This is a genomic window from Lampropedia aestuarii (assembly GCF_004803635.1).
In the GTDB taxonomy this organism is placed as follows: domain Bacteria; phylum Pseudomonadota; class Gammaproteobacteria; order Burkholderiales; family Burkholderiaceae_C; genus Lampropedia; species Lampropedia aestuarii.
Genome location: NZ_SSWX01000017.1, coordinates 32891 through 46193, shown reverse-complemented (window position 1 = coordinate 46193; position 13303 = coordinate 32891). Strand labels below are relative to the sequence as shown.

General features: G+C 60.0%; 8 protein-coding genes. 7 read left to right on the top strand and 1 reads right to left on the bottom strand.

The window, feature by feature from the left end:
- Positions 1-169 precede the first annotated feature (169 nt).
- The 4 genes from E8K88_RS12935 (at position 170) to E8K88_RS12920 (ending at position 5931) form a co-directional block, all read left to right on the top strand.
- Positions 170-1594 (top strand): LLM class flavin-dependent oxidoreductase, encoded by a 1425-nt coding sequence (locus E8K88_RS12935; protein WP_240754513.1) that lies wholly within the window; start codon positions 170-172, stop codon positions 1592-1594.
- A 364-nt stretch (positions 1595-1958) separates the two neighbouring features.
- Positions 1959-3383, top strand: a complete 1425-nt coding sequence (locus tag E8K88_RS12930; protein ID WP_136407095.1) for an LLM class flavin-dependent oxidoreductase — start codon at positions 1959-1961, stop codon at positions 3381-3383.
- Positions 3384-3385: 2 nt separating this feature from the next.
- Positions 3386-4735: a styrene monooxygenase/indole monooxygenase family protein gene (locus tag E8K88_RS12925; protein ID WP_136407094.1), complete on the top strand. Its 1350-nt coding sequence runs from the start codon at positions 3386-3388 to the stop codon at positions 4733-4735.
- Positions 4732-5931 (top strand): acyl-CoA dehydrogenase family protein, encoded by a 1200-nt coding sequence (locus E8K88_RS12920; RefSeq protein ID WP_136407093.1) that lies wholly within the window; start codon positions 4732-4734, stop codon positions 5929-5931. The genes E8K88_RS12925 and E8K88_RS12920 overlap by 4 nt, the downstream gene beginning before the upstream one ends.
- A gap of 228 nt (positions 5932-6159) precedes the next feature.
- On the opposite strand, the gene E8K88_RS12915 is transcribed toward E8K88_RS12920, so the two are convergent.
- Entirely contained in the window at positions 6160-7323 is a 1164-nt protein-coding gene (locus E8K88_RS12915; protein WP_136407092.1) for a sigma-54 interaction domain-containing protein, read from the bottom strand.
- Between the two features lie 558 nt (positions 7324-7881).
- Here E8K88_RS12915 and E8K88_RS18525 point away from each other — a divergent pair.
- From E8K88_RS18525 to E8K88_RS12900, 3 genes are read left to right on the top strand one after another with little or no spacing between them, the layout of a single operon-like run.
- Complete coding sequence (locus E8K88_RS18525; RefSeq protein ID WP_136407091.1) at positions 7882-10734, top strand: DUF6531 domain-containing protein; 2853 nt, start codon at positions 7882-7884, stop codon at positions 10732-10734.
- Positions 10716-12413 carry an RHS repeat-associated core domain-containing protein gene (locus E8K88_RS12905; protein ID WP_168797327.1) on the top strand — a complete coding sequence of 566 codons (1698 nt, stop codon included), beginning with the start codon at positions 10716-10718 and terminating at the stop codon, positions 12411-12413. The genes E8K88_RS18525 and E8K88_RS12905 overlap by 19 nt, the downstream gene beginning before the upstream one ends.
- A gap of 10 nt (positions 12414-12423) precedes the next feature.
- A complete protein-coding gene (locus E8K88_RS12900) occupies positions 12424-12630 on the top strand; it encodes a hypothetical protein (protein ID WP_136407089.1) in 207 nt (68 codons plus the stop codon).
- Positions 12631-13303: the final 673 nt, after the last annotated feature.

The following is a 13303-nucleotide window of genomic DNA, read 5'->3' as shown; positions in this document are numbered from 1 at the left end:
TAACCAATTGATTTTAATCAATATTTTTACTGGCTTGCAAATTGCATGGTTGCACTGTGTTCCGTGTGCAGACCCACCGCAATTGCCGCCATCAGGCCCTGTCTGTGCACTGGATGCCCCGCACACCATCCAACTTGGCAACTTGTCATTGTTTTGAGGCACTGAACCTGTGAGCACAACAAAAAAACGCATTATTTTGAATGCCTTCGACATGAGCTGCGTCGGCCACCAAGCCGCCGGCACTTGGCGGCACCCCAGCAGCCAAGCATCGCGCTACAACGATTTGGAATACTGGACCCAACTGGCCATGGAGCTTGAACGAGGCTGCTTTGACACCTTGTTCATTGCCGATGTTGTGGGCGTATACGACGTCTACCGTGGCTCGGCGGAGGGCGCATTGCACGATGCGGCGCAGGTGCCAGTCAACGACCCCTTTGGCGCCATTTCCGCCATGGCCGCGGTCACCCAGCACGTGGGCTTTGGCATCACTGCAGCCGTCACGTTTGAGCACCCCTACCTGCTGGCGCGGCGCCTGTCCACGCTGGACCATCTGACCAAAGGCCGAGTCGCCTGGAACGTGGTGTCGTCCTACCTCGACTCAGCGGCGCGCAACATCGGCATGGAAAAGCAAATTGCGCACGATGCGCGCTATGACCTTGCCGAAGAATACATGGAGGTGGTCTACAAACTCTGGGAAGGCAGCTGGGAAGAAGGGGCCGTGCTGCGCGACAAAGAGCGCGGTGTTTTCACCGATGCCAGCAAGGTCCACCCCATCAAGCACGAAGGCCAATATTTCAAAGTGCCCGGCTTTCATCTGACCGAGCCTTCACCCCAGCGCACACCGGTGATTTTTCAAGCCGGCGCCTCCACCGCAGGCCGGGCTTTTGCGGCGCGCCATGCCGAGTCGATGTTTATTTTGGCCACCAGCCCAGAATCGGCTCGTGCCCTGACCGACACAATCCGCGCCGAAGTGGCGGCTGCCGGGCGCGAGCCAGATGCGCTCAAAATCTTCACCTTGCTGACCATCATCACCGGCCCCGATGACGAAGCCGCACGGCGCAAGCATGAGGAATACCTCTCCTACGCCAGCCCCACTGGCATGTTGGCGCTCTATGGGGGGTGGACGGGGCTGGACTTTGCCTCACTCGACCCTGACGCACCGCTCGAGGCCGTGGAGAACGACAGCTTGCGCACCACGCTGGAATCCTTGGTCGCTGATGGCCAACAATGGACCGTGCGCGAGGTGATTCGCCAGCGCTCCATCGGGGGCTTAGGCCCCGTGCTGGTTGGCGGGCCGCAGACAATCGCCGACGCGTTAGAGCGCTGGGTGGACGAGGGCGGTGTCGATGGCTTTAACCTGGCGTATGCCGTCACACCGGCCTCCACGACCGATTTCATCGACTTCGTGGTGCCAGAGCTGCGCCAACGCGGTCGCGTGCAAACCGCTTACCGTCCGGGCACGCTGCGCGAAAAGCTGCTGGGCGACGCGGGTGGTCAAACCCGCGCCTCTCACCCGGCCAGCCACTGGCGCCAGCACTACGTGGGCCAGGAAAGCGTGGCCGATGCGAGTGGCCCAGCCGCTTCCTGGGCTTAAGAGCCTCTTTAGCCTGTTTAGCCACTCGGCCATCAGCAGCAGCCAATCACCGGACCGGCTCTGGCGCAATGCGATAGCACCTATCCCCCCGCACGGCTTCATGACCCAAGGGGATAAGCACATGGGTCCAGCTGTTGCACAGCAGTCAAACCGGCAACAAGCTGTCCACCGGACAGCACGCAAACACCAAAAAATTCACATAAGTTATTGAATTTAAATAACCAATTATTTGGCACAACTCATGCTACAGGCTCTATGAACGTGCTGAACGCAGGCGCAGGCTCTACCAACGTCGCGTTTTTCTGCAGGCCCTGTCAAGCGACTCGGCTCCCCTGTCATTGCATCTGATCTTCTCCAACTTCCAATGAGCAAACCCATCCGCTTCAATGCCTTTGAAATGAATTGCGTCGCCCACCAATCGCCCGGTCTGTGGCGCCACCCGCGTGACCGCTCCTGGCAGTACAAAGATGTCGCGTATTGGAGCGATCTGGCGCAGATTTTGGAGCGCGGTATTTTCGATGCCATCTTCATCGCCGACGTCATTGGCTACTATGACGTCTACAAAGGCAACAACGACCACGCCTTCCTGGGGGGCGTGCAAATCCCAGTCAACGACCCGCTGCAGCTAGCCAACCCGATTGCGTCGGTCACCCAGCACCTGGGCATTGGCATCACCGCCTCGACCTCGTTCGAACACCCCTACACCTTTGCACGCCGCCTCTCCACCGCTGACCACCACACCAAAGGCCGGGTGGGCTGGAATATTGTGACCTCTTACCTCGAAAGCGGAGCCAAAAACATTGGCCAAGGCGGCCTCAAACGCCACGACAACCGCTACGAGGTCGCCGCCGAGTACTTGGAGGTGCTCTACAAACTCTGGGAAGGCAGCTGGGAGGACGGTGCCGTCGTGCGCGATCGGGAGAGAGGCCTCTTCGCCATTCCCGAGAAAATCCACGAAATCGGCCACAAAGGCCAGTATTTCGAGGTGCCCGGCTACCACCTTTGCGAGCCTTCGCCACAGCGCACACCGGTGTTATTCCAGGCCGGCGCCTCCCATGCGGGCAAAGATTTTGCGGCCCACCATGCGGAGCTGGTGTTTATCTCCACTCCCACGCAAGCGACGACCCGCGCCTACGTCCACGACATACGCCGCCGTGCTGCGCTGGCGGGGCGGGACCCTAAAAAGCTGCTCATTTACGCCTTGGTCACCCTGGTGGTGGATGAGAGCGACACCAAAGCCCACGCCAAACTCAAAGAGTACCAGCAATACGCCAGCTACGACGGGGCCTTGGTGCTGACCTCGGGCTGGACGGGCATCGACTTTGGCCGCTACGCGCCGGGTGACAGCGTCAAAAAAGTCGAGACCAACGCCATCATCTCCGCCGTCGAGGCCTTGGCCGAAGGCAGCAAAACCTGGACCGTGCAAGAGCTCGCCCAATGGGCCAGCATTGGCGGCCTGGGCCCGCTGTTTGTCGGCTCAGCGGCCACCGTCGCCGACCAATTGCAGCAATGGATTGAAGCCACCGACCTGGACGGCTTCAACCTTGCCTACGCGGTCGCCCACGAAACCTTTGCTGATGTGGTTGAGCACCTCGTGCCCGAGCTGCAACGCCGCGGCGTCTACCCCACGCAATACCGCCCAGGCACGCTGCGCGACAAGCTGTTCGGTAAAGGCCCCTTGCTGCCCGAAAACCATCCAGCCGCGCAGTACCGCGATATCGAAGCCTACAAACGCGCAAACGCCCACCCAAACGCGCCTCAGAGCCCCACCCTCAACAAGGATTCTTGACTATGCCCCAACAAAGAACCGTCGCCATCATCGGCGCAGGCTTGGCAGGCGCCAGTGCTGCACTGGCCTTTGTGAATGCCGGCTTTGCCGTCACGCTCTACAGCGACAAATCACGCCAAGCCTTGCGCGACGAAGCCCCCGCCACAGGCACCGCCATTTACTTTGGCCAAATCTCTCAAGATGCCGATGCACACATCATCGAAAACCTCTACGGCGATGATTACTACATCGACGGCTTTTCCGTGCGCGCCTACAACGCCGATCACACGCCGCTCTTGGCCTTTGATACCGACTACCACTACTACCGGGCCCAAGCCATTGATGTGCGACTGCGCACCGATGACCGGCTTGCCCGTTTTATTGAAAAAGGCGGCGACTTGCGCGTGCAAGCCGTCCCCCCCGACACACTCAATGCCATTGCCGCCAGCCATGACCTGACCCTGGTGGCGACCGGCAAAAAAGGCTTGGGCAGCCTTTTTGAAGTGGACCAAGAGCGCACGGTATACACAGAGCCGCAGCGCCATTTACTCACCGTCAACGTCACCGGCCTGGCCTACGACCGCAGCACTTTTGACTACCGCAGCGAGGTGGGCTGGAAGCACAACCTGTTCACCACCCATGCCACACAAGGCGAAATCTTCACCGGCCCCCTGCTACACAAAGACGGCATCCCCAGCTGGGTGATTCTTGGTTTTGCCAAGCCCGGCAGCGATTGGCAGCAGCGCTTTAGCCAAGCCCATGACAGCGCCTCGGCACTGGCCATTTTCAAAAAAATCTTCTACGACTACTTTCCGGAAGATTGTGCCGAAATCAACCAACTGCAAACCATTGACAGCGACCCCTACACCTGGCTCAAAGGCGCCGTTGTCCCCACAGTGCACAAACCGGTGGGCTACACGCACGGCGGCCATACCATCGCTGCACTGGGTGATACCGCCATCAGCTTCGACCCCATTGCCGGCCAAGGCGCGCAAAACATCTCTGTACAAGTGGCCGCTTTGGTCGATGCAGCCAAAGCGCACCAAGGCGCATTCGATGCCAACTGGATCACCCAGCAATTCGACACCCACTGGCAACGCCACGGCCACGGCGCCACCGAAGTCACTCGGCTGTTCCTGGGCGATGCCAAATACGCCGACCACGCCGGCCTGTTCTTTCCCGCCGCCGCAGTCGAGCCTGCCAAGGCAGGCGCCGCTTTCTTTCGTTTTCTATCAGAGCCATCACTCCTCCTGAGTCAGCCCACCAAAGAAGACAGCGCGCAATACATCGAAACCGCAACTGGTCAAACCATTGAGAGCCTGCTGGCGCGCTTTGCCCCCGCCAGCCGCTTTACCACCAAGGAAGCCGCATGAGCAGCAACACCGACTACGCCGCATTGCAAGCGCGCCTCACCCCCTTGTTTGAACACATCGCCCAAGGCGCTCTAGCGCGTGAGGCGCAACGCCAACTCGCCCATGATGAGGTCAAAGCCCTGCTCCATGCGGGCTTTGGTGCCCTGCGCGTGCCCCAAGAATGGGGCGGCGCAGGCCTGCGCATTCGCCAATCCTTTGAGCTCCTGATCGCTCTGGCCGCGGCCGACTCCAACCTCTCACAGGCCTTTCGCTCGCACTTGTTGTTTGTCGAAGACCAGCGCCTGCAAGCCCTCCAAGGCCAAGCCCAAGCCCGCCAGTGGCTGGCGAAAGTGGTCGAGGGCAAACTCTTTGGCAATGCGGTCACCGAATTGGGCGAAGGCGCGGCCAAGCGCTACCAAACCGCCGTCACCCAGACGCCTGAGGGCTGGCGGCTCAATGGCGAAAAATACTACAGCACCGGCTCCCTCTACGCGGACTACATCGCAGTCGCTGCCGACCACAACGGCCAACGCGTCAGCGTAGTCGTGCCCGTCGATGCCCCCGGCCTGAGCCAGCGCGATGACTGGGATGGCTTTGGCCAACGCCTGACCGCCAGCGGGCACTCGTCCTATGCCAATGTCGCGGTGCGCGAAGAAGACATTGCCCCAGGCGGCTACGGCTCGCCAGGCCCCACCTGGGGCACTGCTTATTTACAGCTGGTGCTCTTGGCCTCGCTGGCAGGCATTGCCCAACGGGTGGAGCAAGACGCCATTGCTTGGGTGCGCCAGCGCACGCGCACCTTCAGCCATGCGCCTGCGGCCCTGCCCAAGCACGATCCACTGGTGCAAGAGACCATCGGCAAACTCAGTGCCGCCGCATTTGGCACACGCGCAGCCGTGCTGGCTGTGGCCGATGTGCTGGACCATGTGATCGATGCGGGCGGCAGCGATCCGGCGCTACTGGACGAGGCTGAACGTGCAGCTGCCCAAGCGCAAGACGTGGTCATTGGCCTCACACTCGACGCCAGCACCCGCTTCTTTGAAGTGGGCGGCGCCTCGCTGGTTGGCAGCGCCCATGGCCACGACCGCTACTGGCGCAATGCCCGCACCATCGCCACCCACAACCCGCTGGCTTACAAGCTGCGCTCGCTAGGAGCCAACCTGCTCAACGGTGACCCGCTGCCCTACCAATGGAGCGCCGGGGTACGCCACGCTTGAATAGGGCCGATAAAAGGCATACTGCTGTCTCCAGGGAGGGGCGCTTGCGCTCCTGGCACTGCGCCCCTCCCAGGGCACGGCTGATGCCTTTGAATGCTGTAGCAGCCACCGCTCTTGTGCTCACTCAGCGCCTCAATCAGCGGCTCTTATGCCATTGCCTGAACTGACATGGCCGGTGGCGTAAGTGGGGCAGCCGGATGACCACCGCATTGCACCATGCGTGCGGCCTCACTGCACCCTAGTGATAGTGTTGACACGCTCCAACGCGCTGTGCGTCGCAGCATTGGCTTGTTGCCCCATACCAGCGCCGCGACGGCGATTGCCCGCCAGCATCCCCAGCTCCATCAAGCGGCTGCGCAACATATTGCGGCTCATTCCCAGCGCCTGCGCGGTATGCACTTGATTGTGATGGCAAAACTCATACGCCTTGTGCAGCAGCGCTGCATTGACCCGCTCGTGCAAATGCTCCACCCCGTCCTCCAGCAAACGCAGCAGCACTTGCTCCAAAGGCTCTAAACCGCTGGGCGCCTCCTGCTTAGGAGCTGCCAAACTCGCCTGTGCAGCCGCCGCAGGACTCGCCCGCGTGCTGACAGGAGCCAAACGCACATCATCGGCCCCAAGCGCTCGGCCGTGCCGCACCAGCAGCAAACTGTGGTGAATCACATTCTCCAACTCACGAATATTGCCGCGCCAGTCATGCGCCAACAATTTGTGCTTGGCCGACTCATCCAACGCCACCCTGGGGCGACGCAAACGGCGCGAATACACACCCATGAAATGCTGCGCCAATGGCACAATATCGCCGCGGCGCTCACGCAATGGCAACAACTGCAAATGCACCACATTCAGGCGGTACAACAAATCCTCACGGAAAGTGCCCGCCACAATCGCCTCGTCCAAGTGCACATTGGTCGCAGCAATCACCCTCACATCCAAGGCGATGCTTTTGCGCGAGCCCAGGCGCACTACTTCCCGCTCCTGCAATACCCGCAGCAACTTGACCTGCAGCGGCAGCGGCAAATCGCCTATTTCATCCAGAAACACCGTGCCGCCATTGGCCTCCTCAAACCACCCGGCTTTGGCGGAAATCGCCCCAGTGAATGCACCTTTTTCATGGCCGAACAATTCCGACTCGATCAAGGTTTCAGAAAATGCCCCGCAATTGACCGCCACAAACGCCTGATCTGCGCGATGGCTGAGCCTGTGAATATGCCGCGCCAACAACTCTTTGCCGGTGCCCGTCTCCCCCACCATTAAAACGCTGGCCTCGCTGGGTGCAATATGCTCAACATGGTCAAGCAATTGCTGCGATTGCGGGTCACTAAACACCAATGCGCAGGCCCGTATCGACTCAGTCTCAGCCGTTGGCAGATCAAACGTGGACAGTTGCATGCAATCGGACTTTCTCAGGTGAGTTCAAACCGGCAGCCGTCAATGCAATGGCTTGGCCAACACCACGCCGCCAGCCCAAACTGGTCAATAAAAGACCATTACAAAAAGGAATGCACCTCAGCACAACAACAATTAATTCATGTGCTTATACCCGAGCAGGCACGATTTGCCCCCAAGAACGCTATGCATCGAGCCCGCCCTTGACGCTCACCACCAGCACCTGCACCTGCACCTGCACCTGCAGCCCTGCATTGCAAGACACGCCCCATGCATTTTTTAAAACGTGCGCCTTGCTGCGCCCCCGATAAATGGCGCCCCTCCAGCACCGCCCCTGAGAGCCTGTTCATCACCCCCACGCAGTCAAGAGTGTGAACAGGCTCTGAGCGGCAACACTACAACCTCAAACTCTCAGCTCTGTAAATCCCACTCTTCAAATTCACACTCGTTCACCTTCAGAGCATTTCTTAAACACCCCTGGCTCCCTAGAATCTGCCCGGTCAGTGCGGCTATCCAGCCATCGTCGCGTTCCCACACAACACCACGAGCAGGAAAGAAAGCATGAGCGGTCAACCAGCCGCCCGCCTGGGCGATGCAGTCAAAGGCAGCAAGATCATCCAGGGCAGCCGCACCGTGCTCATTGGCAGCCAAGGTGGGGTGGCCTGCTCAGAGTGCCCTGGCGGTGTGGCCAAAGGCAGCCCCGTCAGCGTCTCGCTCGGCGCCAAAGTCCTCTGGGGCACCATCGACTTGGACTTTGCCCTGCCCGGGGTCATGCCACTGGCCTGGCAGCGCCAATACTCCAGCTACGTCAACGCCGAGCACGGCGGCGCCTGCGGTGTGTTTGGCTATGGCTGGAAAAGCCCGCTGGAGCTGCAACTGCTGCTGGTCGACGCACAGGCCCAACTCTTTGACACCAGCGGGCGGGTGATCACCTTCGAAGACCGCCTGCTGCCCGGCACCAGCCTTTACAGCCCCAGCGAAGACATCTGGCTGCTGCGCGGGGGCATGCTGGGCCAGCCCGTGCCCGCCTTCAAGCCTCGGGCTGCCTCAAGCCCCTCCATCACACCGCCCTCACGCTCACCCACAGCTTCCACCCCACAAGCGCATGACGAGCCCGTCAGCTTTGTGCACTACATCGAAGCCTCCGACGCGGCCCACTGGGGCGCCCACCAGCGCTGGCAACACATCCCCGCTGAGTGGGTGGACAACCCCCACTGCATCATTGCCACCAGCGGCAACGGCCAAGTGCTGTGGTGCTTTGAGCCCAAAACCACTGCCCACCCCTTGGTGGCCGCGCAGCGCTGGCTGCTCACCGGCAAGCGCGACGCCCTTGGTCGCCAGCAACGCCTGCACTACGCCGCCCACCTGCCCGAAGGCCAGCGCCGCCTGCTCGATGCCCAAGGCCACAGCAGCGACATGGCGCTGCCTGCGCACATGCTGGTGGCCATCGAAGACGGGGTAGGTCGCCACTACCAATTGCACTACCACTGCAGCAACGCGGCCGCAGCCACGGCCTGGCAGCAACGCCAGCAAGCGCGCGAGCGCGCCCTGGCCAACGACCAGCCACCCCCCGAGTGGGACTGCAGCACAGGCCACCGGGGCCAAGCGGGCTGGCAGATGGACAGTGGCATTCGCCTGAGCTGCATCACGCTCGAACACAGCCCCCAAGTCGACAGCCCGCTCGCCACCCAGCCCATTGCCTTGGTGCGCTACACCTACAGCGCAGAGGGCGACCTCAGCGCCGTCTACGACCGCAGCGGCGCGCTGGTGCGCCAATTCCAATACGCCAACCACCTCATGGTCGCGCACCGCCATCGCCAAGGCCCCTGGCACCGCTACGTGTATGAAAGTGAAAGCGAAGACGCCAGCGCAAACCACAGCCCCGCGCTGCCCGGCGCCCGCGTGCGCATCCACACCAACGAACAAGGCCTGAGCTGGCAGTTTGACTACCAGCACGATCGGCTAGACCCCAAACGCACCAGCACCCTCGTCACCGACAGCCTCGGGCGCCAAGAGCGCTACGACTACCACGGCCTGGGCGGACTCAAACGCCTGGCGCGCCACACCCGCGCCGACGGCACCAGCATCGCCCACACCTACAACGGCTTTGGCCACCTGGGCAGCACCACCAACGCCCTGGGGCACACCAGCTACATCCGCCGCGATGGACAAGGGCGCGTCATGGGCACGCAAAGCGCCCAAGGTCTGAACACCCAAGTGCGCTACAACCCCCTGGGCCAACTCAGCCACACCGAAGACGCCCAAGGCATCCGCACCGACTACAGCTACGACCGCTACGGGCGCCTTGTCCTCACCACCACCACCGCCCGGGGCATGGGGCGCGAGCAAGAGCCCCTCACCCAGCGCTACCACTACCCCGACCCCACGCAAGAGCCCCTGATCGCCCACCTGCCCACCACCATCACCGATGCGCGTGGCGGCAACAAACACCTGCGCTACAACAGCGCAGGCCAGCAAACACGCTACAGCGACTGCTCAGGCCAAAGCACCTACTGGAGCTGGGACGCCTGGGGCCAGCTCAGCAGCACCAGCGACGCCCAAGGCCACAGCCAACAGCACCACTACGACGCAGCCGGCCAACTGCTGGGCACCGAGCTGGCCAACGGCCAACGCATCTGCAACCAATGGAGCGAAGCGGGCCTGCTCACCCGCAGCTGGCTGCAAGACAGTCAAGGCCAGGCCATCGCCGACTCCGTAGTGCAACTGCACTACGACCTCTGGGGCCGCCTCACCCACCGCGAGCAAGGTGCCAGCAGCCTGCACATGCGCTACGACAGCGCCGGGCGCCTGATCGAGCTCATCAACGAAAACGGTGCCAGCAGCTACTTTGACTGGGACGTGATGGACCGCCAAACCCAAGAGCAAGGCTTTGACGGACGCATCCAACGCTACCAGTACGACGCAGCCGGCCAGCTCAGCGCCCACCGCGACGGCCACGCCCAAAGCCCTAAAGAACACTGGCTCTACAGCCAATACCGCTGGAGCGCAGACGGGCAACTGCTGCAGGCCATCAGCAGCCAACACAGCGCAGAAGGCACCGTGCAGCGCCTGCAAGAGCTGCACTACAGCACCGGGTTGCTCAGCCGCGCCTGCAGCTACCTGCAGCAGCCCGGTGATGCCAACCCCTGGCTGCAAAGCGAAACCCTGCTAGAGCGCGACCCGTATGGACGCACCAGCGGCGAAATCCAACGCCTGTGGGCCCAACCCGACAGCGAGGCCCCCTCAGAACCTCCTCACCACAAGCTCGCCAAAATCAAAACCCACCCGAGCACGAATACCACATCCGCCACCAATACGACGCGCTGGGCAACCGCGTACGCAGCCGGCACCCACAGCTGCCCGCCATCGAATACCTGCTCTACGGCGCAGGCCACGTGCACGGCATCCACTTAGGCCAGCACGAAGTGCTGGCCATTGAGCGCGACAGCCTGCACCGCGAAACCCAGCGGCGCTACGGCAACGGCGCCAGTCAAGTGCAAAGCTACACCCCCCTGGGCCAGTTGCACCAACAGCACTGGCAACTGCCCGCCCAACAGAACCTGACCGTGGCCGAGCCCCTCATCGGCCAGATCCAACAGCGCCACTACCACTACGACGCACTGGGCCAAATCAGCGCCATCACCCACGGCCAGCACACCCCTTACGACACCTACTACCGCTACGACAGCCAAGGCCGCTTAACGGCCGCGCAGCAACGCAGCCAAAGCCAGCCGCACTACTGGCGCTTTGATGCCGCAGGCAACCGCCTGCCCAGCCTAGGCCATGACCGCCAGGCGCAAGACAACTGGGCCGAACAAGTGCGCGCGCAATGGAGCAACCCGCACTTCAACCCGCTGGGCCAAGGGCAAATGCAACCGAACGAAGCCGTGCACCAATGGCCGCACAACCGCGTGGCCTACAGCGAAGCGGCGCTGTACCGCTACGACGGCAAAGGCAACCGCACCGCCAGCGTCCAACTGGCCGATGGCAGCCGCCAAAAGTTGTACTACGACAGCAGCAACCAACTCACCGCTGTGGCCACCTTCAACGCCCAAGGCCAGCGCAGCAGCATCAGCCTCTACCGCTACGACAGCCTAGGCAGACGCGTGGCACAAACCGTGCAGCGCGATGCCATTGACGGGCAAGAAAACCCGCTGAGCGAGCCAGAAACCACCTACTACGGCTGGGATGGCGACCGCCTCACCTGCACCCAAAGCCCCCACGGCACCACCAGCACCATCTACGAACCCGGCAGCTTCACACCCCTGCTGCAGCTCTACCAACGCAAGCCCCAACAAGGCGATACGCTGAGCGAGCAACAACGCCTCTTGCAGCAGGTTGATCAACAGTTTGAAGCCATGCGCGGGCACATGAAACCGCTGGACATCCAGCGGCACAAAAGCGCGGTGCTGCAAGAAGTGGAGCGCCAACTCAAACACCTGGGCAAATGGCACGACGATGAAGCAGCCGCCAACCCGCTGCAAATTCGTTACTACCACTGCAACCAGATTGGCACCCCTTTAGCGCTCAGCGACGAGCAAGGCCACATCATTTGGGCCGGGCAATACGACCCTTGGGGCAATTTGCAAGATGAATACAACGCCGATCCTGATGCCATCCGTCAGGATATTCGGATGCCGGGGCAGCACCATGACAGGGTGACGGGCTTGTATTACAACCGCTATCGGTACTATGACCCGCAGCTGGGGGCTTATATTAATCAGGATCCGATTGGGTTGTTTGGTGGATTCAATCATTACAGTTATCCAAACAACCCGACGAATGACAGTGATCCGCTTGGATTGGTTCGATGGGGTAGCCTCGCGCTCAATACATTGGGTATGCTCGCATCCGGAGCGGGCATGATTGTAGGGAGCGCGTTGTTGGCAGCACCAGAGCCTACCACTTTATCAAAATTTGGCGGAGCGGTCGTTTTGTCTAAATCTACGTACGGATGGGGCGCTAGTTGGTATGGGATCACAAGGGCATGGAGTGATGATGATAGCTACGACATCCCTGAGGATGTACTCAACGCTACCGCGTGCACTAATTTCTCCAATAAGTTGTTCTTCAGAAGCAATGGCCGTAGCTGATATCTTAGACATGAGCATTGATTTAGGCAGTGGAAGAATTCCTATCGACACAAAAATAAAATTACCTCTCACTTGGGGAATGGATATAGATAAGCCTTGGGGACTACCTGTTAGCACAATGTTTACAAAAAAGCAACAACTTGCGTTAGATGCTTTTCAGGGCTTTTCATCAGGAAAATCAATAACAGAATCAGCATTGGAAATTAGTCGTGATTGAAATTGGGTCTGCACTAAAATTGCTTGAGAAATATTCGCATCAACTATCTGCATTTGCTTGTCTTGTTTTATCATCCGTAATATACCGGGGAATTATAATTAGCAAGCCATCTTATTTTTTAATAATAACTTATTCCTTTGTTTATTTTTCTCTTTTATACAAAATAGGAATAGAAAATGCTTTGCTTGAAAAAAAGTTGCTTTATTTGTTTTTCTATGCCATTCAAATAATATTTTTTGTGCTGATATGTATATATAAAATAATATTTTGAATATTTAATTGAAAATGAAAAAATTTTAGTCGGACAGGCTTGTGACCTGTCACTCACTGTCACACTAGATGTCCGCTCAATGAANCGACAGCCTAGGCAGACGCGTGGCACAAACCGTGCAGCGCGATGCCATTGACGGGCAAGAAAACCCGCTGAGCGAGCCAGAAACCACCTACTACGGCTGGGATGGCGACCGCCTCACCTGCACCCAAAGCCCCCACGGCACCACCAGCACCATCTACGAACCCGGCAGCTTCACACCCCTGCTGCAGCTCTACCAACGCAAGCCCCAACAAGGCGATACGCTGAGCGAGCAACAACGCCTCTTGCAGCAGGTTGATCAACAGTTTGAAGCCATGCGCGGGCACATGAAACCGCTGGACATCCAGCGGCACAAAAGCG

Coding starts and splice junctions, on each gene's coding strand:
- E8K88_RS12930 (WP_136407095.1), top strand. CDS start 1,959: ATGAGCAAACCCATCCGCTTCAATGCCTTTGAAATGAATTGCGTCGCC.
- E8K88_RS12925 (WP_136407094.1), top strand. CDS start 3,386: ATGCCCCAACAAAGAACCGTCGCCATCATCGGCGCAGGCTTGGCAGGC.
- E8K88_RS12920 (WP_136407093.1), top strand. CDS start 4,732: ATGAGCAGCAACACCGACTACGCCGCATTGCAAGCGCGCCTCACCCCC.
- E8K88_RS12915 (WP_136407092.1), bottom strand. CDS start 7,323: ATGCAACTGTCCACGTTTGATCTGCCAACGGCTGAGACTGAGTCGATA.
- E8K88_RS18525 (WP_136407091.1), top strand. CDS start 7,882: ATGAGCGGTCAACCAGCCGCCCGCCTGGGCGATGCAGTCAAAGGCAGC.
- E8K88_RS12900 (WP_136407089.1), top strand. CDS start 12,424: ATGAGCATTGATTTAGGCAGTGGAAGAATTCCTATCGACACAAAAATA.